Consider the following 20,928-nt stretch of genomic DNA (forward strand, 5'->3'; position numbering starts at 1 on the left):
TAACTACCAAAAGATTAGAATATTTTAAAAAATCTCTTTTTATTAACTTCTTATAAATAGCTAATTTTGTCAAGCAGAACCTATCGATGTTCTTTAATAAGTTTATGGATTTCGCTCATGATTAATTCGGTGACCTGATCAGCAGAAGCTTTTGTTTCACGAAGCTCTTTCATGGCAATCGGCTTTCCGTATACAATTTTCAACTTACCAAGGCTTTTATATGGTCCGATAATGGCACATGGGAGTACATCCGCCTCAGTTCTTAAAGCGAAAAAACCAGCCCCCGACAGTCCTTTTCCAAGGTCTCCCGTCTTACTTCTTGTCCCCTCTGGAAAAAGCCCAAAGACATGACCGTCTTTTAAGACCTTTAAACCTGATCTTAATGCTTCTCTATCTCCCATCCCTCTTTTCACAGGGAAGGCATTGCATTTCCGAACAACATTTCCAAGCACGGGAACATTGAATATTTCTTCTTTTGCCATAAAGTGAACAGGTCTGGGTGCAGTGATTCCAACCACAAGTGGGTCAAAATTATGGATATGATTCGTACATAGGAGTACTCCGCCATCCTTAGGGAAGTTCTCTGCCCCAATCACTTGAATTCTATACCATGGTTTAAAAATCGAAGCAACAACAGACCTTGCAAATGAATAAAATGTCACATTAACCAATCCTTTCAAGAACTAGGGCCATAATATTTTCTACAACTTCAGGAATGGTCAAAGAGGTCGTGTCGATTTCAACAGCATCTTCTGCTTTTCTTAATGGAGCATATTCTCTTTCTGAATCGATTTTATCACGACGGGCAATTTCTTCCTTTAACTTCTCAAGATCGGATGGGAAGCCTTTCTGCAGGTTTTCTGTATGACGTCTTACCGCTCTTTCCTCAACACTAGCAAGCAAAAACACTTTCACTTCAGCGTTTGGAAGTACATGTGTCCCAATATCTCTTCCATCCATTACGACACCTCCGCCGAGAGCGAAAGCTTGCTGCATACGAACCATTTCTTCTCTGACTTTTTGTTGTTTTGCCACGTATGAGACATTATTTGTTACCTCAGCAGTACGAATCGCTTGCGTTACATCGTGTCCGTCAAGAATGACTAATTGACCATTTGGTGAAGGAAATAGCTCCATTTTCGTATTCAATAGAATATCAATTAAAGAGGTTTCATCTTCAAGGTCAAGTTTGTTTACGATTGCTTTATAGGTCAAGGCCCGATACATTGCACCTGTATCGATATATATGTAAGATAGTTTTTCTGCCACAATTTTTGCTACTGTACTTTTACCGGCTGCAGCAGGGCCGTCAATTGCGATTGATAGTTTCGTTTCCATAGTTCCTCCTATGTCTTTCTTGTTCGTGATGAAGACATCCTCCATATATTTTACCATAAGAAAGCGGATTGACTCTTTTTTTAACATTTAAAAATATAAAAAAAGCGGGGATGTTTATTTCCCGCTAAAGGTTTGAAGAATTTCTGTAAATGTATTTTCATTTACTCCCTCGTATTTTGTTAATTGTTCAAACTGCGGAAAAACATCTAACTGGTGGAAAAATAACTGAGCCAAAAATAGAAAGATAAATTGGATAATTATAATCTTCATTATTATTCTTTCTATCGTTTTCATTCGATCACCCCAATAATACTATTATTGGGGTGAATTGAAATTTTTATTCTTTACCTAAAGAACATCCTCATATGTTTCTTCTGCATTTTTTAGCTTTATGACTTCTTCTTCGGTACCGTCATTAGCATTTATGAAAATCCTATAAGTATCATCATCGATGGTACCTAAAAATTCATAACATAATACTTCCTTATTTAAGTCATTTAAAATGACAGCTTGTCTTTCTTCCATAACTTTAAAATTTGGATTTACTTTAGCACGAGCTTGCTCACTTGTTAATTCTGCCTTTTTAATATTTCGATCTTCCATAAATGATTTTAAATATTCCTCTGCGGAAAATCCCATGATATTCCCATTGTCAAGAGCAATCTCTACTTTAATTGCCTCTGGGTAAATTCTGACATTATCTACGGTTGTAACAAAATTGAAGACCCCGACATTGTCATATTGATTACTCTCAAACAACTCAAGATTTTTAAATCCATTTTCATTTAGAAAATCAGCTGCCTTATTCATCGCATCATTTAAGCTTATCGTCTGCTCTGTTACTTCACGGTAATTAACAAACCAAATTGGATATCCAGCTTTTTTCGTGATATCCATATTCGCTTCCTGACCGGTTTTATTATTTTTTACCGATACACTGTAAAAGCCATAGTCTGAACCCTTCCCGTTCTCTGTGACCTTCACTTCCGCATTCCCATTAAATTTCATATATTTTTTCGCGATGCTGACAGCCTCTTTTTTAGAAATCGTCTTTCCCTTTATTTTTTTGAAATTCTCATCTTTTTTCTGCATATTAGCAAATGTTGGCCCTAGGTCAGTCTCTTCATAACCCGTTGCTGTTTTTTCAACCGTCTTAAAACCATCAATAATCGTATTATCCGCCGCTTCTTTACCTGAAGCCAATGCCATTTCAACATCCATCCAACGGAGATTATTTTCCAGTACCAAATGCTGTACTTTACGAAGCTCATTTTGGATTTCTCCAGATTGTTTATAGAGGGATTTTAAGGTTTCATATTCCTCTTCGGATAATGGTTCCTTTTCTAAATCCCTTACTGCGGTTTTATAACTAAAATTCCCGATCTTAGATAAAAATTCCTCCGTTTTATTAAATGGCAGTAATGTCAAGGGAAGCTGTCCTACATCACTTTGTGCTTCTGAGGTTAATCTCCATACTTCCACTAAAGACGGTGACAATGAATGTCTAGAATTCATCGCAAGAGTTGTTCCAATTTTATCGTGCACTAAATCAACATTATAGGTTAGATCATGAAAGGCTCGTTGATAATTATTTTCAGCATTAACCAAAATGGCATTTTTCTCTTGGTGTTCCTGATAGCCCCAATAAGCCGTACCGGCTACACCTAAAGCAAGTACACCAATGATGATTCCTCTTATCATCTCTTCACCCCTTTATTTACAGAAAATATGTTTTCCAATTCGCTTAATTTGAGGTCTTGACCAAATCCACGGGCTTGTTGCAGTATCTGGATTAAAGTAATAAATGGCATCTCCTGTTGGATCGATTCCATTAATAGCATCTAAAACTGCTTTCTTTGCTGTTTCATTAGGAGTCAAATTAATTTGTCCATCTGCAACAGCTGTAAATGCTCTCGGTTCATAAATAACTCCTGAGACTGTATTAGGAAATGACGAGCTATTTACCCGGTTGAGTATGACTGCAGCTACCGCTACTTGCCCTATGTAAGGCTCGCCCCTTGATTCTCCATAAACAGCGTTTGCCATCAATCGAATATCATTACTCGAAAATCCCCCAGGTGTATTTGCCGCTGTTGGCTTTTTTGGAGGTGCAGCCGGTTTTGGGGCTGCTGGTTTTTGAGCAGTATTTTGTGGAGCGGTCGGTTTCGGTGCTGCTGGTGTTGGTGCCGTTTGTTTTGGTGCAGCCGGTTTCGGTGCTGCTGGTGTTGGTGCTGTTTGTTTTGGCGCAGCCGGTTTCGGTGCTGCTTGTTTCTGCTTATCAGTATTAGCTGGCGGATTAGCTGGTGCTTTTGGCTTTGGAGCACTCTGCTTTTTTAAATCTACTCCACCATAGTGTGTAAACTTATTATCTTTATTGATTTGCTGCTTAACAAACTGTTCATTGTACTTGCTTGCCTTAGCAAGCTTTGCTTTCGTCTCAGCACCTGCCAAACCATCAATCGGCAGACCAAATTCATACTGAAAATTTCTTAATGCCCAATAAGTGCTCCAACCGAAAACTCCATCAATTTTCTTATTGTAGAAGCCAAGATATTGGAGCCTAGATTGTAATTCGATAACATCATCGCCAACAGCACCTTGTTGAATAACCTGATTCGAAAAGGCATACGCATTGTTGTCCTCCACATTTGACAAAGGCATGATACAAAGGGAGATGAGGATGAAAAATGATATTATTAATTTTTTCTTCTTCATGGTAATGTAACCCCCAGTTGTAAATCTTTTTAGATGTAACCCTATTTTTTGTTTTGTTGGCATAATTATTCAAAAAAAATTCCCTCCATTATGAATGAAGGGAATTTTGAGCGGAATATTGTTTCCTTTTATGGTGGTTTGTCGTTAAAATCCTTGCCATTTTAACCTTTTTTAGTCCAAACCACCAAAGAAAGATCATAAAAGGTAAAATGATATATAACCAGTTCTCTTGGGTTTTTAAAATAAAATCATAAATACCATGAAGAAAAAATGGAAGAAATAGGGATAAAATGACCCATTTAGCTTTCTTTCCTTCTGTAAATTTTGCTTTACCAATATAAAAGCCCATAATTACTCCGAAAAGGGCATGACTGGAAACCGGAAGTAAGGCACGTGCCATGGCATGTTCAATACCATTGGCAATTAGATAAAATATATTTTCAACGGTAGCAAAACCTAATGAAACAGCGACACCATAAACGATTCCATCAAAAGGTTCATCAAATTCTACATGCTGATAAATGGCATAAAAAAGAATAAACCATTTAAAGAATTCTTCAAGTAGGCTTGTAGAAAGGAATGCATCGACCCAATCTAATGTTATGATATTTTCTGTATGGAGTACATGTTGAATAAACATAATCGGGAACACGAGGAGTGCACCGAACAAAAATGTTCGCATGACCATAGAAATAGGCTCTGAGTCATATTCATCTTTTAAATAGAAATAGCTTAGTAAAGCCAGACCGGGAGCAATTCCGGCTGACAATATTCCCAGCATGGCTAAACCTCCTAAGCAAATCAGTTTCCTTTATCGTATCATATTTTCGCATCTAATTCTGCATTTAAATATGATTTGCTCTTGAGGTTAAAAATTAATATTTTCCACTCCGCTTGAAAGTGCAACTGCCAATTTTATTCTTGCTTTTTTAGAATCATTATCACTACCAAGAATGACACCTTTTTGATTAAGATCGTAAGCACTTCCTAAATAATCATAAGTGGTATATACGGCACCTTCTTCCGCACTTGTTGTGATAACAAGGACAATCCCCGCGGCAATTGCTTTTTCAATTTCCTCCACCATCTTTGGTGCAACCTGACCACGGCCAACGCCCTCGAGGACAATTCCAGCGACACCAGCTTCTCTAGCAGCATTTATAAATTTCCCATCCGCACCTATATAACATTTAATTATTTCGACTTGTGGAATAGGGGCCTTTACGCAATAGTACTCCCGTTTTAACGGTTTTTGAAAAACATGTACCTCATCATTGTCAATGATTCCAAGATATCCAAAACCAAATGAGTTAAATCCTTGAATATTTGAGGCATGTTCCTTTTTTACATATCTAGCTGCAAAGATTCGCTCATTAAAAACGACCACAGCCCCCGCATCTTTCAAATCATCTGCACAAGCAGAGAAAATGGCATGACGAAGATTGATATATACATCACTGCCTAAATCCTCTGGGGATCGTTGTGATCCTGTTATTACTACCGGTCTAAAATCCTTTATGGTCAAATCAAGAAAATAAGCCGTTTCTTCAAGGGTATCTGTACCATGGGTTACAACAACCCCTGATACTTGATCATCTTCAAAATACTTTTCAATTTTATTTTTTAATACCACTAAATCATCAAAAGTAATATGTATACTTGCCTTTTGAAATACGGACTCCACGATAATTTCTATTTCATCTGGAAGATGACACATTGCTGCTAATTCTTCACCCGTTAATTCTCCAGCCACCAATTTCCCAGACTTTTTATTCGTTTTAGACGCAATCGTTCCTCCTGTGGTTAATAAAACTACCTTTTTCATTGGTTTATTCACCTTTTTCTGCTTTTTCTAAAATCGATTGAGCAATTAACCCTCCATGGAATCTTCCATTTTCAATAAATATTTCGTTCGCATTATTCCCAGCAGCAATAACTCCTGCGATATAGATTCCTTCCATATTCGTCTCCATGGTCTCAGGATTAACGAGCGGTCTTCCCGTATCCTCATTAATCATGATTCCCATATTCTTTAGGAACTGGTGGTCAGGACGGTACCCTGTCATAGCAAATACAAAGTCGTTTTTCATTCTCTTTTCTGTTCCGTCTTTTGCATATATAACTTCGTTCTCAGTAATTTCTTTAATATGGGCATCAAATTCCATCATAATTGTCCCATTTCGTACTAGGGCATCAAATTCAGGGAGAATCCAGGGCTTGATACTAGGCGAATACTCACTCCCTCGATATAGCACAGAAACTCTGGCACCTGCCTTAACAAGCTCAATAGCTGCATCTATACTTGAATTCTTTCCACCGATGACACATACATCTTTATTAAAATAAGGATGAGCCTCTTTGAAATAATGATACACCTTGGGCAAATCCTCTCCAGGGACATCCATATAATTAGGATGATCATAGTATCCTGTGGCAATGACAACATTTTTGGCATAATAAATGTTCTTTTCTGTTATTATCTTAAAAAGTACTCCCTGTTTTTCTACCTTTGTGACCTTTTCAAAAGAATGAATACGAAGCTGTTTTCTTTTTACTACCTCGCGATAATAAACTAGCGCTTGGTTTCGTTTTGGTTTATAGCTCTCCGTGATGAAAGGAACATCTCCTATTTCTAATTTCTCACTCGTACTAAAAAAGGTTTGATGTGTTGGATAATGATAGATAGCATTCACAACATTCCCCTTCTCGATAATAAGCGGATTTTTCCCTATTTCCTTAAAAGCAATCGCAGCAGCCAAACCACATGGTCCACCGCCAACTATAATAATATCTTCTATTTTCAAGATATTCACCTCGTTTTATCTTCGTTCATTAAAAAACTCCTATCGTAATGATAGGAGTTTTTTTATTATGTTTCAATCCTTTGTGTTTAAATCCATCCTCTGAAACGGCTTGCTTCTGCCATTTTTCTAACACCGACCATATAGGCTGATAAACGCATATCAACGCGGCGGGTTTGAGCTGTATCATAAATATTATTAAAGGATTTAACCATTACTTTTTCAAGCTTTTCTTCCACTTCTTCCTCTGACCAATAATAACCTTGATTATTTTGTACCCATTCAAAGTAAGAAACTGTTACGCCACCAGCAGAAGCTAAAACATCTGGAACAAGCAAAATACCGCGCTCCGTCAATATTTCTGTAGCCTCTAATGTTGTTGGACCATTAGCAGCTTCAACTACAATACTAGCGCGAATATTATGAGCGTTATCTGCCGTAATTTGATTTTCGATTGCTGCAGGAACGAGAATATCGCAATCTAATTCAAGTAGTTCTTTATTTGAAATTGTATTATTAAATAACTTTGTTACAGTTCCAAAGCTATCGCGTCGATCTAATAAATAATCAATATCTAGTCCATCCGGATCGTGCAAAGCACCATAAGCATCGGAAATTCCAATTACTTTTGCCCCAGCATCATGCATAAATTTAGATAAGAAACTGCCGGCGTTTCCAAAACCTTGAACAACAACTCTTGCACCTTCGAGCTGAATCCCCTTTTTCTTAGCTGCCTCACGAATACAAATCGTAACCCCTTTTGCTGTTGCTGATTCGCGGCCATGAGATCCTCCTAAGACAAGCGGCTTCCCTGTAATAAATCCAGGATTATTAAATTCATCTATACGGCTATATTCATCCATCATCCAAGCCATAATTTGAGAATTCGTGAAGACATCTGGAGCAGGAATATCTTTAGTTGGACCAACAATTTGGCTGATTGCCCGTACATACCCACGGCTTAATCTCTCAAGCTCTCTAAATGACATGTCACGCGGATCACAGATGATTCCGCCTTTACCACCACCATAAGGTAGATCGACAATCCCACACTTCAAGCTCATCCAAATGGACAGCGCTTTCACTTCTGTTTCCGATACATTTGGATGGAACCGAATACCACCCTTTGTTGGACCAACAGCATCATTATGTTGAGCACGGTAGCCAGTAAATATTTTAACTGAACCGTCATCCATTCTAACTGGAATTTTAACTGTCATCATACGTAACGGCTCTTTCAAGAGCTCGTAAACCTCTTCAGGATAACCTAACTTTTCAAGAGCCTTATGGATTACTGTTTGTGTTGATTTCAACACATCATTTTTTCCCTCTTGATTAGTTTTTTCATTACTTTTTTCGGCTACCATCTGTAAACCTCCTAAAAAATTGCTTAAACGAATGTTGTCGCTTTCAGAGACAAGTATACACCTTTAATTGATTTATGCAAGAAGAAAAACATACTTCTTCATGTTTTAAGATCGCCATATGTAAACGCTGTCATACATGCTGGTTTGAGATGATTGATTGGAGCCTTATAGAAGTTCTTTACTGGCGTTCAAATTTTTGATGACAAAGAAAAAAGGAGCGGTGGACTCCTGGATATTTCATCGTGATGAATCTGTTATTTAAAATAGTGTTGAATCGTTTCCACCGCTTTATTTTCGATAATCATTTTTCCATATTCTGATAGCACATGACGGCTAAGGATGGAATAATTTCCATATTCGGAACAGAAAGCAGCGATTTTTTCTAAAATCGAAGAATCCAAATGATTCATAAGTAAGTAATAGCGGTTATTAAAATAATATAAATTGCCGCCGGAAATATTGAGCGATATAAGTTTATTTGCAAGGCCAATTACATCATCAAAACTCTCGAACTCATAAAGGAGATTCTCACAGCCTTCCACCCTAACCTGCATCTCAACAAAACCATCATATAACAATTCATCGTCTTCTATCTCTTCGTCAACAGTAATAATCATAACCATCCCCTGGGCCTGTAGGGAGAATATTTCCACCGCTACAGAACCTTGGATATCAACATCGAATTCCTCGCTTGCTTCCTCCAGCATATCCTGGAACAGCTGCTGCCATTTTATCGAATCCTTCCAAATATCATCTTTGGAAAGTCCCCTTTCGAACAGATCATCAGAGGTTAAAAAAATTTTTATTTTATTGACTGTTAAGCGTTCTAAGCGCATAATTCTGCCCCCTGCCGTGACATCACTCTTATTCCTAGTGTATGTTGCAGGCTTTAGTTGGTGCTTAGACTCCTCTAACCGCTCCATTAGCCATTCTTAATGGTAATTAGGTGACATTGTGCAGGTGCTCCTAAACGTAGTGGAACTCCAGTAGTTCCGTAACCATTACTAATTAACAATGTTGTTTGCTCTAAAACTTTTACTTTCCCTTTTTCATATGGACTGTATCCGAGAATATGTATTTGTCCCCCATGCGTATGACCACTTAACACAAGACTGATATCATGTTCTGATTGGATTTTTTTTGTTATTGAAGGATAGTGACTTGCTAAGATTTTAAAGCTTTGATCATCTGCATCGATTAAAGCTAAATCTAGTCGATCACGGTCGGCATTTAAATCATCTACACCTAATAAACATAATTTGTCCCCAGTTTTAGATTCAAAGGTAACAGCCGTATTAGCCAAAACATTAATGCCAGAATCTAAAAAAATAGCGTCTAATTTACGAAAATCCGTCTCATAATCGTTATTTCCCCAAACAAAATAAACAGGACCAAGCTTTTTTAATTTCATTAAGTTCTCTTTCACTCTCTCAAAAGGAACTCCCTTTTCAGTTAAATCACCACCGATAATGACAATTTCCGCTTTTCCAGTAACTTCACTAATGATTTGATCAGAAATTTTCCGCTTATGGATATCTGAAATAAAAAATATCGAAACCGAACCGAATGACTCAGGAAAATTTGGAAAGGACATTTCATGCTTTATTACTCTATTTAAAAAAGCTTCCCTGAGCATATACAAAAGGAGACATACTCCAAATATCAAAATCAAAATAAGAATGATCGCCATAAAGGTAATTTCTCCTTTTTATTCAATAAGTTAAAAAAATCATACCATAAAGGAATCTTACTAAAAAGAATGAGTGACCTCTTTATCCATTTTGCAAGATAAAATAATAAATTAATATCAACCCTGGATACGCGAAAAAAATCGTGCTATTCCAGGAAGTTTGTTTTCTTATCGCTTTTCTTGTTTTTTGTAACACCTCATAAAGTAATTGGGTATTAATCGCCAATCCAATATAAAAAGCGATTGAAGCAGCGAAGAATTCTAATGGGTGTATAATAATTCCTATTATGAACTCCTCAAAACGAAATGGGTGACTGATAGGCAGCCATTTCATTACTAGGTACCCACAAATTAAGATCATGACAAGCTTCCAAATCAGTTTCCACATAAAAATCCCTCCCATACATTGTATGAGAGGGTGTAGGAATTTTTTCCTCATTTAGTCTTCTTGAATACTCAAAATCCTGAAGCCATGATCCTCCAACTTTTTCGTAAAACGATCAATATTATCTTTCTTTTCAATTTTCATGACAATTCTTCGCACCAATTTATCTGTTTCATCAAACGTTACCAATGAAATAATATGTTCATGGAAGTGGTGGGCAATCTCAGAAAGACGAGCAATTCTGCCTTCGGTTTCAACAGACGTAAAAGCAATCCTTACTCCTGGCCGATTTACACCAAATGCGCTGCCAAAAGTGGATAAAACATCCGAGCGTGTAACAGCACCTAGGAATTTACGGTCTGACCCCAAAACGGCCAGTAATGGAAAATCTTTTAAATCAAGGAGTGTCTTTTCGAACATTTCCTCACCAATAAGAAATTTATCTTGATGGGAGAGAATTTCCGTTACGAAAGTTGAGTCTAAATATTCATCTTTCTGCTTTCCTGAAAGAAAATATTTTTCATATATATTGTAGCGTGTAACAATCCCTAAATACTGTTCTCTCTCTAATACAGGCATTCCATCAATCTCATGCTTTTCTAATAGGTCCAAAGCAACCCTTAATGATGTGTCTTTTTGCAAAGTCACACATTCGTGTTTTGGAATCATAATATTTTTAACGAACAATTCCCATCACCTCAAAGTTATTAATACCCTTATTATACTTCAACAAAATAGGGAAAAATCCTCTAACATATTAAAGATTTATGTCATGAAAAGAAGATATTTTCATAAGTATTAATGATGTTAACTAAGGGAGGGCTACTATGTTTACGCTATATAAAACCTGGCATCCTTACGCTAGTCCTTTTGACCCGTGTAAGCCAATAACTGAAAAAACATTTTCAACTCCACCTAATCTATATATAGGATTTCAACCACCTAATTTACCACAATTTTCACCACAGGAAGCATTAAGAGCAGGTACCTTATGGAAGGCTTTTTATGACCCTTACTTCAATCCATTTGAAAAAGCAAAAGGAGGGGTTTCTAGATGAATCAGGTTCCTCCAGAATATTATCAAATCATGGAGCAGCTTCAAGCTGTGGACTTTGTCTTAGTTGAGCTGACCTTGTACTTGGATACCCACCCAGATGATCTTGAAGCAATCAAACAATTTAATCATTATGTAAAAGAAAGAAAGGCAATAAAAAAAGCATTTGAAAGCCAATTTGGTCCACTAATGCAGTTTGGGCACAGTTACTCAGGGCATCCATGGAACTGGAAAGACGCTCCTTGGCCCTGGCAGGTATAAGCAGAAAAAAGGAGGGGTTGAGAATAAATGTGGATATACGAAAAAAAACTTCAATATCCCGTTCGAGTCAGTACATGTAATCCGACATTGGCAAAGTATTTAGTTGAACAGTACGGTGGTGCTGATGGAGAGTTATCAGCAGCATTACGTTATCTCAATCAAAGATACAGCATTCCTGATAAGGTAATTGGATTATTAACAGATATAGGAACCGAGGAGTTTGCTCACCTTGAAATGATCGCAACCATGATTTATAAGCTAACTAAAGACGCCACCCCCGAGATGATGAAAGCAGCTGGTCTTGGTGATCATTATGCTGTTCACGATAATGCATTATTTTATCATAATGCTTCAGGTGTCCCATGGACAGCTTCTTATATTCAAGCTAAAGGTGATCCAATTGCAGATTTATACGAGGATATTGCAGCGGAAGAAAAAGCCCGAGCCACTTATCAATGGATTATCAATCTTAGTGACGACCCTGATTTAAATGACGGTCTTAGGTTCCTGCGCGAAAGAGAAATCATCCATTCCCAGCGCTTCCGTGAAGCCGTTGAAATATTAAAAGATGAACAAGGCAAGAAAAAAATCTTTTAACCCAAATAGAAGCAGAGTAAAATCTGCTTCTATTTTTTTTCATGATAGAGATTAATGTCATATTTCGTTTTCATCATTTCGAATACGAAATGGCGGTTTTTCCATTGTTCTTCCTTTTTCCATAAATCCTTACTCCTATCAACAATTTCGCATCTTAACTCCTGATATTCTTTTTCCTTTTTATCCTTTTGCTGTCTTAACACATTCATGGCTCCATAAAATCCTATCGTTATAAAAAAAAGCAAGACAATAAAGGAGTTATTTAGTGATGCCGAAAACATCGCGAAAAAAGAAAAAGAATAATATTTTGCAATAGTAAAATAAAAAAAACTAAATAAAAGGAATGCCGAAAACAACGTTGCGTAGATGGAATAAAAATGCCACCTTTTTGCGTCGTCAAACTTTTTTTTTCTCTTCCTCACGTTCTCAAGCATCTGTTTCGTTGCTTCATCGGTATATTCAAGTAAAAGAATTGGGGAATCCATCCTACCGCCTCCTCATTCAAATAAATATGAACTTGTCCGATAATTTATGATAGATAATAAATAAAAACCGATCAAAAATGATCGGTTACTGATCTAAGGGAATCTTTAAAACTTGGCCAAGATAAATCTCGTCTCCCTTTAGGTTATTTGCTTTTCTGATTTTTTCCTCTCCATCCTTAGATTGATAATATTTTAACGCGATTCGATAGAGGTTTTCACCTTTTTGAACAGTATGATTGACGATTTTCCCTGGATTTTCTGGAGGAATATTCTCATTCGTTACTGGTGTTTCAGCCACCCCTCCACTATTCTTATCAGCGGCCCCATTAGTTTCAATGACTTCCGCATTTAAACCTGCATTTTCATTTGAAGAATCTGTTGTATTTTCTGCCTCAACTTCATCTTCCTTGACCTCATCTGCCTCGATGGCTTCTTTCTCCTCTTCGACAGGCTTTTCATTCGTTTCCACGTTTTTCTTTTCATAGTTTATTACTTCATAACCAGAGGAATCTCCAGACACTTTTTCCGGTCCTTTTTTCTCTCCTCCATCGAGGTATGAGTATACACTGAAAATAACGATCGGAAGCAGAATAAAAAACAATACTAAAATCCGGATAACAGGATATTTTAATTTCAGTTTCGTTTTTGATTTCTTACGTTTTTCACGATGAACCTGTTCTCTCGGGGGTAATTGCACTCGCTCTTCAGCAGTTGTTTCAATTGTTCTCTCTATTCGCTGCCTATTCTTTTCTGCTTGGTTTCTGTATGGTTCTTCTTTATTCATTGAGGAACTCCCTTCTGTTCATCGACATCTAACGATTTTCTATATTTGATATTCAACCCAAGTAAAAAATCAATCAAAAAATGCATAATGATCGTAACAGCTAAATTATTTGTCCACTGATAAATTAATCCGATGAAAAAACTTAGAATCACTATATTCGTAAATAAAAACCAATTGAAAAGGTATCGATAATGAATGATGGCAAAAATGATACTGGCTACCACTAGACCCACCTTAGTTTGAATGATCCCTCGAAATAGTAATTCCTCACTAATAGCAACAAAGGCTGCAATCCAAGCGATATGAATTACCTTTCTATCCTTAAATATCCGTTCATTCAAACCGCCATCATCATAGAAAGAGGACGGAAGCCATTTCATTAAAACCACATCAATAATCACTACTGCGACCCCTGCCGGAATTCCGATTGATAAAATTCTACTATCAAAAATCGTAAAAGTCCGCAGGAAGGCGAAATGATCAAATAACATAATTCCTAATATGAACGATATTGCTAATAAAATTATCTGTGTCATATGTAGATGGAAAAGTAGTTCTTTATCAGACAGACTGTTTATTAGCTCCTTATATTTATGTTTCATTCACTCAACTCACTATTTAGTAAAATTTTGGCTAAGTAGTCCTTCCACTTATCATCTTTTGCTGGGATTGAATCGTTTCTATCGTTTGATTCATATTGATGAATGTCTATACCGCAAACATCACAGCATGACTCTACCTTTTCATTCATTGCCTCTTCTTCAAAATAATTAAGTATTAACTCTCTTCTACAAGACTCCGATTGAATCCAGTTCTTAAGACTAAGAATATTATTCTTTTTCACTGTCAACCGTTCCTCTACAAAGGATGTGATAGCATGCTTTACTTGCTCAATTGGTGCATTTCCTCGATGGCTTTTCAGAAAGTCGCAAACAATTCGCCATTGAATCTCTGAAAATCCTCCATCTTCTCTTAATTGAATATTTCCCTCAAGATCATAGCAATTTAGCATAGCTTCTTCGGGAAGTTGTGCAAATAGCCAATCCAATTGTTGGTTGGAAGGTAATTCACCTTCAGCAAGCTGGAAAGGAAGCTGCTCGTCTCCAGGTGAGTACAAAATGATCGCTATGCTGGGAAGGCCATCCCGGCCAGCCCTGCCAATTTCTTGAAGATATGATTCTATTTGCATAGACATATGATAGTGTATGACAAATCGAATATTTTCCTTATTAACGCCCATACCAAATGCACTCGTGGCGCAAATAATATCTAATTGACCGTTAATAAATTGCTGTTGAATCAGAATTCTTTGCTCTTGATCCAACCCACCATGATAAGGCATTGTCTTCGTTAAACCTCTACTAGCCAAGAGAACGGCCATTTGTTCCGCAGCCTTCTTACTAGAAAAGTAGATAATTCCAGGTTTTTGAAGTTGAAGTGCATACTGTATCAATTTTTCTTGCTTATCATAATAATGAGCTACTGTATCCACATAAAAAGCAATATTTGGGCGGTCAATCGTCGATTCGATTCGATTAAAATTCTCTAACTGAAGTGACTCAACAATATCCTGTCTGACTTTCTTAGTCGCCGTTGCAGTTAACGCTAGCGTTAGTGGATTTCCTAGTTTCTCCCTGACCTCCCCAAGCTTGGAATAATCCGGACGGAAGTCATAGCCCCACTGGGAAATACAATGGGCCTCATCAACAACAAATAACGAAATTGTAAGTGTCTGAAGTTTCTTAATGATTGTTGCCAAACTAAGCATCTCAGGAGAAATAAAAATATATTTATATTTGGATAAATGCCGTAAAACATTACCCCTTTCTACAGGGCTGAGAAAAGAGTTAAGCGCTACCACCCGTTTTTCACCAAACTTCATAAATTGCTCGACTTGATCCTGCATCAGCGATAAAAGTGGTGAAATGATTAGTATTTGCCCTTCTAGACAATAGCCTGGAAGCTGGTAACATAAAGATTTCCCGGTTCCAGTTGGAAGCATTGCTAATGTATGACTACCTCCAAGAATGGATAAAATTACTTCTTTTTGGCCTTTTTTAAATTCTTGATAACCAAAATGCTTATATAAAATTTTTTCTAATTCCATTATTGATCACCATACTTCGCAAGAGCCAGCCTGATTTGGAAATAGGAAACAGTGTTTAGGCGATTTCTAATGACCTTTAATTGCTTCGTTTCCTCTTGGCGTGATATTTCGATTATTTTACCTTGTATTTCTTTATCTATATATGGATCAATTGAAAATTCATTTAAGTTTAAAGCAAATTCTACAAGATGATCTTCAATCGTGCTTAATTTCAGCTTTCGAAATTTTGCGATTTGCTCGATTGAAAAACCCTGATTAAGTAATCCCCAGGTTTTTCTTGCTGATACTGTTAAGGGATCATTTGATTCTATGTTGGAAAGTAATGAGAATAACACAGGGAAGCGATTAGCACTATTCTCTAGCATCTGAATAAGATAATGAAGAACATTCATAAATTCCAGATGATAATGAACTGGATTCATGTCCAACTTGCTAGCTGTCTGGAGAGATGTCAGCCCTATTTGTTGGTAGCCTGTTAACCTGAATACTAATACCTCAGGATGAATGTCTTTTCCTTCTTCGAGACATACAACTAATTCTTTAAAAACTGCTTGACCTAAACTCTGTCTCGGGAGTGACGATTTTTTAAGGAATTCTTTTAACCAGTTATGAACTTCTTTATTTTTTTGAATCGGGATATAGCGATTTTCATAGAAGGCCAAATTGGAAGTAACCTGAATAAGCAACGAGAGCCTTTCCCAAACGGTTGGGGTAAACTGTTGATATTTCCACCCATTTAAATAAAGTGGAAGCGATTGATTATAAAAAAAAGCTTCCCCTTTATCACTGAGAAGATATTTTTGTTCTCCAGAAGCTACAACCCAATTTTTATCAATTAATTGAACAAAGATTTCTTCAAAAGATTCACGTGATAAAGTTTCAAGTATTCGAAAATATTTTTTCAGTGAAAATAGATGAGCATCTTGAATTGTTTGTGATGATTTTTTTCCATTTAAAAGATGATAGATGGAATATAGAGTCCTTTCACCCTTTAATTGTCTAATACAATCCAACAAAATGTTTTCAATATAATTCATCCCACTCCACCACTTTTTGTTCTTTATCGACATTTTCAGCTATTTTTCATTATTATTCTACCATGAAAACAGCTGTAATGTTGCTATAAATTATGTAAGATTAAGCAAGACACATTTACGTTAACCCCTTGATAAGGATTTTTCTATTGAAAAGTTACTCATACAGTTTTACAATAGGAATGAGTAATGCATTTCCATTGTTTTATGGGATATAAGTAAGTTATTATTGGGAGGTTTTTTTTTCATGGCAAAGTATACGATTGTTGACAAAGAAACTTGCATCGCATGTGGTGCTTGTGGAGCAGCTGCACCTGACATTTATGATTATGATGACGAAGGCATTGCATTCGTAACACTTGACGAGAATGAGGGTATCGTTGAAATTCCTGATGTGTTAATCGACGACATGATGGATGCATTCGAAGGCTGCCCAACTGATTCTATTAAAGTTGCTGACGAACCATTTGATGGCAACCCAACTAAATTCGAATAATAATTGTCAATAAGATATTCTTAAGCTACTAGCCCCCACCTTATACAGGTGAGGGTTTTATTTTTTGTTTATAAAAAGCAGCCAGGACATAATCTCCTGACTGCTTTTGACTATTTATGCACTTTTTATTGTTGAAAGCTTATTAATCCATGTCTGCATCCTAATGAATAGCAGCATAAAAATTAATGACATTATTACACCTTTAATAATATTGAACGGCAGGATTGCTGGGACAACTAAATTTCGCATATCAGGGAAATTTAACAGAGCTGTATAGGCAGGTAAGATGACAAGATAATTTAATACACTCATCATGACTGCCATCGTTAATGTCCCAACTGCTAGAGCGATCGTCATACCTTTCTTGGTATCAACCTTGTTATATACATAATATACAGGCAGTATAAACAAAACTCCTGCTAGAAAATTCGCAATATGGCCAACTGGTATTCCAGTTGCACTTCCTGTTGCAATATAATTTAGTACATTTTTGAAAAACTCAACCAATATGCCTGCAATTGGCCCAAAAATTAACGCGGCGATTAATGCTGGAATATCGCTGAAATCGACAAATAAGAAATTAGGAAATGGTGGCAGTGGAAAGTTTAGTAACATTAATAAATAGGCGATACTGCTCAACATTCCGATTGATACAAAGGCTTTGACATTTAACTTCTGATTCTTTTTCATTTTTCCTCTCTCCTTTATGATCCATCACGTTAGGAAGAGAGGTTCAGCAATAAATAAGAGCAATTAATCAAAAACTCCCCCAAGAAAGATCCTTGAGGGAGTTAGAAGGCACTCTTAATAAACGTCCAATATACTAGCATTTTTTGAACGTTTGCAGAACCTCCATCTTCTCCCATCCAGACTATACTGTCGGCTTTGGAATCGCACCAAATCCTGCCTTTCGGCTCGCGGGCTCAGAGAATTTAAATCTCAATACCGCCGATCGGGAATTTCACCCTGCCCCGAAGATAGATCGTTATTTAATTACAATTCTATTATACTGAAAATAATCATTTTTGGAAAGATAAATGACTGTTGGCTATAAATCAAATCATCTCCGCTGACTTATTTTCTTCATAAATTAATAAAACCCGCAGCTATCTGCAGGTTTATGATTATTCTGGAATAATTAGTACTTGCTTCGGTATGATTAGATCTGATTTTAGATGATTAGATTCTATTAACTTTTCTACCGTTAGGTTGGTTTTCAAGGCAATTGCAGTTAGGGTATCCCCTTCTTGAACAATATATTTTAATTGATTTCCTTTTAGATGAGTACTTACCTCCAGAACATTTTCGCCTACACTTGAGAGTCCTGCCCTGATTGATGCGCCTACATCCGCTTTACCAAGCAGAATTTCAGGATTAATAGCATTTTTCTTATCAAGGGTCCACTCTATTTGGTGGCTCTCAAAGTGGAGATGAACACCAGTTGATTCACCCGTCCTTCCCATCGTCCCTATTTTTGTCCCCTGCTTAACGGCTTGTCCTTCTGCAACTAGCCGCTTGTTTAAATGGGCATAAACTGTAACAAAATTGTTTGGATGTTTCACAAATATTACATTACCATAGCTGGTTGAGTAATAGGACTTCCCTACCACCCCGTCTGCAACAGCGACTACCTCTGAGTTCAACTTCCCTGCAATATCAATCCCTTTATGTGTTCCATGCCTAGTTCCATATGTATCTGATATGACGCCATCTGTAGGCCATATCCATCCTTCTTGGAATTCATTTGCAGCCTGCATACTTGCTTCTGTATGCCTGCCACCTAAAAATAATAAACTTACACAAACCGCCATAATTGCGGCTATCAAAAGCCGCTTTATGTAGTCTAACATCTTTTTCCTCCTTAATTTTATCCACATCTACACAAACAATATGTTACCTGCTTCACGTTTAGAACATACTGTATTTTGCAGGTGGGGTTAAACATACTTGTTATAATTTGGAGACCTTTCCCTTTTTATTCATAAAAAGCAAGAAAAGTATAAATCAAATATAACAATGAAAAAAATCAACCTTTTATTGGTTGATTTTTTCATTACTTATTGTATTGGTCGAAAATTAGCTCCAATTGGAACTTTTATTTCCTGTGATAAATCAAATGGTCCTAATTGAGAAATTGGAGAATTCATTAAAACAACCGACTGTATACCAAATTCCTTTGCCGTTAATAAGATTGCTTCAAAGCTGTATAATGTGTTTATGTCATCTGATATATTTGCATGCTCGTTCAACGTAATGATTAATTTATTATTTTGAACAGTGGCTTCCTTGATAGAAAATGAACTCTCCAAGGATGCTTTGAGACCCAACACAGACTGGTCGGTTTTCATCGCTTCTAAAGCTGCTTGTATGTCGATATATTCATTATTAACCGGTACCATTAATGGAATATCACTGCCTTCTGGATAATGTAAGAAGTAAGCACGATTTTGATTTGGGGTAATCGCTAATTCATACAAAATGCCATAGTTACCGAATTCAATTCCAGGCTGTCCATTTGTTCTTAGCAATATCCTATTTACATTACTATTCGATGAAAAGTCATTATTTAAAATGTTGATAAAATTTGTCTCATTCGTTGAACCTTGCCCATATGGATGATTTGCTGGTACATCCACGACTATTGTTTTTTTATCGGCACTTTCATACGATATTGTCGCATTAATCGGGTAGTAATCCGTTAATCCCCATTCATCTTCCATTAATTGTTCCATCGATTGAGTATACAAACTAAGCCAATCATTATTTTCATCCTGATTCACAGTGGTTGAGATAGGAACTAATATTTGTCCAAACGGGTCTGGAATCCAATAAGTCATCACTTTCTGATCCCCGACCTCATAATCGTAAAGAGCCGTTTTGTAACCGCCCTGTATCATAATTTTTGGCGTAGCTGCCGATTCCCCATGATCCAGACTCGCCTCTTCCTGCTTCATCAAAATAGAGGAGTTATTCTCAGCATCATTGGATTTTTCGGTTACCATAGACTTATCCTCTGCATGATTATCAAGAGATAAATTCGATCCGACCAGCAGTTTAGGAATAAGAAGTATGATAAGAAGGAGGGCAGCTGCCGATGCTGCAACCGGAATCAACCATGAATGGCGTTTACGTTTACTTTTTAGAGAAAGATTTTGGTAAATGTCACGAGGATGGCGATTGTCTTTTATTTTTGGCATTTGCCTTAGAAGTTCCTCGAGTTGCTTATCGCTCCACTCTGACTTTTTCACTATCTGTTCCCTCCTTTCCATTTAGCATTTCCATATGCCTCTTCAACACCTTTAATGCCCTGTGCTGTGTCGTTTTGACCTTACTTTCGCTCCACCCAAGTGCTTGGGCTGTTTCTATGATGGATAGGTCATTTAAATAGCGTAGAATGATGACTGTCCGTTGATCCATTGTGCAAAATTCTAAGCATTTGTATATCAATTTAATCTCTTCATTTTGTATGGTAATTTCTTCTGGAATCGGATAATCATCCTTCACCTGACTCGTTGACCAATCAAATTTTTCAAGTAAACGGTCCTTCCATCCCTTTTGTTTGCGAAAAAAATCAATCGCCACATTTTTCGCAATGGAAAATAGCCAGGTTTTTTCACTGCTTTTCCCTTCAAAACGATGATAAGACTTAAATACCCTAATATATACTTCCTGAACAAGATCCTCAGCATGTTCCTTATTTCTAACCATATAAAATAGAAATTGAAAAACGTCATGATGATATTTCTCATATAGTTCATCGAAAACGGAGTCCATCAATTCCCCTCCCCGTTATAATATTAGTCGATAGATATGT

26 protein-coding genes and 1 riboswitch are annotated in these 20,928 nt (G+C 36.8%); of the genes, 4 read left to right on the forward strand and 22 right to left on the reverse strand.

What is annotated here, in order from left to right:
* Positions 1-80: 80 nt before the first annotated feature.
* From ACWM35_RS05090 to ACWM35_RS05150, 13 genes are all read right to left on the reverse strand, one after another.
* A complete protein-coding gene (locus ACWM35_RS05090) occupies positions 81-662 on the reverse strand; it encodes a lysophospholipid acyltransferase family protein (protein WP_454816099.1) in 582 nt (193 codons plus the stop codon).
* A 1-nt stretch (position 663) separates the two neighbouring features.
* Entirely contained in the window at positions 664-1,338 is a 675-nt protein-coding gene (gene cmk, locus ACWM35_RS05095) for a (d)CMP kinase (RefSeq protein ID WP_454816101.1), read from the reverse strand.
* A gap of 114 nt (positions 1,339-1,452) precedes the next feature.
* The gene (locus ACWM35_RS05100; protein ID WP_454816103.1) at positions 1,453-1,632 is read right to left on the reverse strand and encodes a DUF5359 family protein; all 180 of its coding nucleotides are present in this window, start codon (positions 1,630-1,632) and stop codon (positions 1,453-1,455) included.
* A 54-nt stretch (positions 1,633-1,686) separates the two neighbouring features.
* Positions 1,687-3,039, reverse strand: a complete 1,353-nt coding sequence (gene ypeB / locus ACWM35_RS05105; protein ID WP_454816105.1) for a germination protein YpeB — start codon at positions 3,037-3,039, stop codon at positions 1,687-1,689.
* 12 nt (positions 3,040-3,051) lie between these two features.
* Positions 3,052-4,053, reverse strand: coding sequence for a cell wall hydrolase (locus tag ACWM35_RS05110; protein WP_454816107.1), 1,002 nt, complete (start codon positions 4,051-4,053; stop codon positions 3,052-3,054).
* An 88-nt stretch (positions 4,054-4,141) separates the two neighbouring features.
* The gene (gene prsW / locus ACWM35_RS05115) at positions 4,142-4,834 is read right to left on the reverse strand and encodes a glutamic-type intramembrane protease PrsW (protein WP_454816109.1); all 693 of its coding nucleotides are present in this window, start codon (positions 4,832-4,834) and stop codon (positions 4,142-4,144) included.
* 87 nt (positions 4,835-4,921) lie between these two features.
* On the reverse strand, positions 4,922-5,878 hold the full coding sequence (locus ACWM35_RS05120; protein WP_454816111.1) for an asparaginase: 957 nt from the start codon (positions 5,876-5,878) through the stop codon (positions 4,922-4,924).
* A gap of 4 nt (positions 5,879-5,882) precedes the next feature.
* Complete coding sequence (locus ACWM35_RS05125) at positions 5,883-6,857, reverse strand: YpdA family putative bacillithiol disulfide reductase (RefSeq protein ID WP_454816113.1); 975 nt, start codon at positions 6,855-6,857, stop codon at positions 5,883-5,885.
* An 86-nt stretch (positions 6,858-6,943) separates the two neighbouring features.
* Positions 6,944-8,221, reverse strand: a complete 1,278-nt coding sequence (locus tag ACWM35_RS05130; RefSeq protein ID WP_454816115.1) for a Glu/Leu/Phe/Val family dehydrogenase — start codon at positions 8,219-8,221, stop codon at positions 6,944-6,946.
* A 254-nt stretch (positions 8,222-8,475) separates the two neighbouring features.
* Positions 8,476-9,057 carry a genetic competence negative regulator gene (locus ACWM35_RS05135; RefSeq protein ID WP_454816117.1) on the reverse strand — a complete coding sequence of 194 codons (582 nt, stop codon included), beginning with the start codon at positions 9,055-9,057 and terminating at the stop codon, positions 8,476-8,478.
* An 86-nt stretch (positions 9,058-9,143) separates the two neighbouring features.
* Complete coding sequence (locus tag ACWM35_RS05140) at positions 9,144-9,911, reverse strand: metallophosphoesterase (protein ID WP_454816119.1); 768 nt, start codon at positions 9,909-9,911, stop codon at positions 9,144-9,146.
* 82 nt (positions 9,912-9,993) lie between these two features.
* Positions 9,994-10,299, reverse strand: a complete 306-nt coding sequence (locus ACWM35_RS05145) for a hypothetical protein (RefSeq protein ID WP_454816121.1) — start codon at positions 10,297-10,299, stop codon at positions 9,994-9,996.
* Positions 10,300-10,350: 51 nt separating this feature from the next.
* Entirely contained in the window at positions 10,351-10,983 is a 633-nt protein-coding gene (locus ACWM35_RS05150) for a CBS domain-containing protein (RefSeq protein ID WP_454816123.1), read from the reverse strand.
* A 140-nt stretch (positions 10,984-11,123) separates the two neighbouring features.
* Here ACWM35_RS05150 and ACWM35_RS05155 point away from each other — a divergent pair, with 140 nt between their 5' ends.
* From ACWM35_RS05155 to ACWM35_RS05165, 3 genes are read left to right on the forward strand one after another with little or no spacing between them, the layout of a single operon-like run.
* Positions 11,124-11,354, forward strand: coding sequence for a spore coat associated protein CotJA (locus tag ACWM35_RS05155; protein WP_454816125.1), 231 nt, complete (start codon positions 11,124-11,126; stop codon positions 11,352-11,354).
* Positions 11,351-11,611 carry a spore coat protein CotJB gene (locus ACWM35_RS05160; RefSeq protein WP_454816127.1) on the forward strand — a complete coding sequence of 87 codons (261 nt, stop codon included), beginning with the start codon at positions 11,351-11,353 and terminating at the stop codon, positions 11,609-11,611. The genes ACWM35_RS05155 and ACWM35_RS05160 overlap by 4 nt, the downstream gene beginning before the upstream one ends.
* A gap of 27 nt (positions 11,612-11,638) precedes the next feature.
* A complete protein-coding gene (locus ACWM35_RS05165; protein ID WP_454816129.1) occupies positions 11,639-12,208 on the forward strand; it encodes a manganese catalase family protein in 570 nt (189 codons plus the stop codon).
* Positions 12,209-12,237: 29 nt separating this feature from the next.
* Here the strand turns inward: ACWM35_RS05165 and ACWM35_RS05170 are convergent, their stop codons facing one another.
* From ACWM35_RS05170 to ACWM35_RS05190, 5 genes are all read right to left on the reverse strand, one after another.
* Positions 12,238-12,693 (reverse strand): DUF2663 family protein, encoded by a 456-nt coding sequence (locus ACWM35_RS05170; protein WP_454816131.1) that lies wholly within the window; start codon positions 12,691-12,693, stop codon positions 12,238-12,240.
* A gap of 85 nt (positions 12,694-12,778) precedes the next feature.
* Positions 12,779-13,477: a LysM peptidoglycan-binding domain-containing protein gene (locus ACWM35_RS05175; RefSeq protein ID WP_454816133.1), complete on the reverse strand. Its 699-nt coding sequence runs from the start codon at positions 13,475-13,477 to the stop codon at positions 12,779-12,781.
* On the reverse strand, positions 13,474-14,079 hold the full coding sequence (locus ACWM35_RS05180) for a CPBP family intramembrane glutamic endopeptidase (protein WP_454816135.1): 606 nt from the start codon (positions 14,077-14,079) through the stop codon (positions 13,474-13,476). The genes ACWM35_RS05175 and ACWM35_RS05180 overlap by 4 nt, the downstream gene beginning before the upstream one ends.
* Positions 14,076-15,584: a RecQ family ATP-dependent DNA helicase gene (locus ACWM35_RS05185; RefSeq protein ID WP_454816137.1), complete on the reverse strand. Its 1,509-nt coding sequence runs from the start codon at positions 15,582-15,584 to the stop codon at positions 14,076-14,078. The genes ACWM35_RS05180 and ACWM35_RS05185 overlap by 4 nt, the downstream gene beginning before the upstream one ends.
* Complete coding sequence (locus ACWM35_RS05190) at positions 15,584-16,621, reverse strand: helix-turn-helix domain-containing protein (protein WP_454816138.1); 1,038 nt, start codon at positions 16,619-16,621, stop codon at positions 15,584-15,586. The genes ACWM35_RS05185 and ACWM35_RS05190 overlap by 1 nt, the downstream gene beginning before the upstream one ends.
* Before the next feature lie 244 nt (positions 16,622-16,865).
* Here ACWM35_RS05190 and ACWM35_RS05195 point away from each other — a divergent pair, with 244 nt between their 5' ends.
* Complete coding sequence (locus tag ACWM35_RS05195) at positions 16,866-17,114, forward strand: ferredoxin (RefSeq protein ID WP_215043208.1); 249 nt, start codon at positions 16,866-16,868, stop codon at positions 17,112-17,114.
* A 114-nt stretch (positions 17,115-17,228) separates the two neighbouring features.
* On the opposite strand, the gene ACWM35_RS05200 is transcribed toward ACWM35_RS05195, so the two are convergent.
* The 4 genes from ACWM35_RS05200 to sigX form a co-directional block, all read right to left on the reverse strand.
* Positions 17,229-17,804, reverse strand: coding sequence for an ECF transporter S component (locus ACWM35_RS05200; protein ID WP_454816141.1), 576 nt, complete (start codon positions 17,802-17,804; stop codon positions 17,229-17,231).
* 160 nt (positions 17,805-17,964) lie between these two features.
* A riboswitch (FMN riboswitch) is annotated at positions 17,965-18,097 on the reverse strand.
* 141 nt (positions 18,098-18,238) lie between these two features.
* On the reverse strand, positions 18,239-18,964 hold the full coding sequence (locus ACWM35_RS05205) for a peptidoglycan DD-metalloendopeptidase family protein (protein WP_454816143.1): 726 nt from the start codon (positions 18,962-18,964) through the stop codon (positions 18,239-18,241).
* A gap of 207 nt (positions 18,965-19,171) precedes the next feature.
* Positions 19,172-20,362, reverse strand: a complete 1,191-nt coding sequence (locus ACWM35_RS05210) for a hypothetical protein (protein WP_454816145.1) — start codon at positions 20,360-20,362, stop codon at positions 19,172-19,174.
* A complete protein-coding gene (gene sigX, locus ACWM35_RS05215; protein WP_454816147.1) occupies positions 20,337-20,888 on the reverse strand; it encodes an RNA polymerase sigma factor SigX in 552 nt (183 codons plus the stop codon). The genes ACWM35_RS05210 and sigX overlap by 26 nt, the downstream gene beginning before the upstream one ends.
* Positions 20,889-20,928 lie beyond the last annotated feature (40 nt).

It is taken from the genome of Neobacillus sp. K501, from assembly GCF_053749995.1.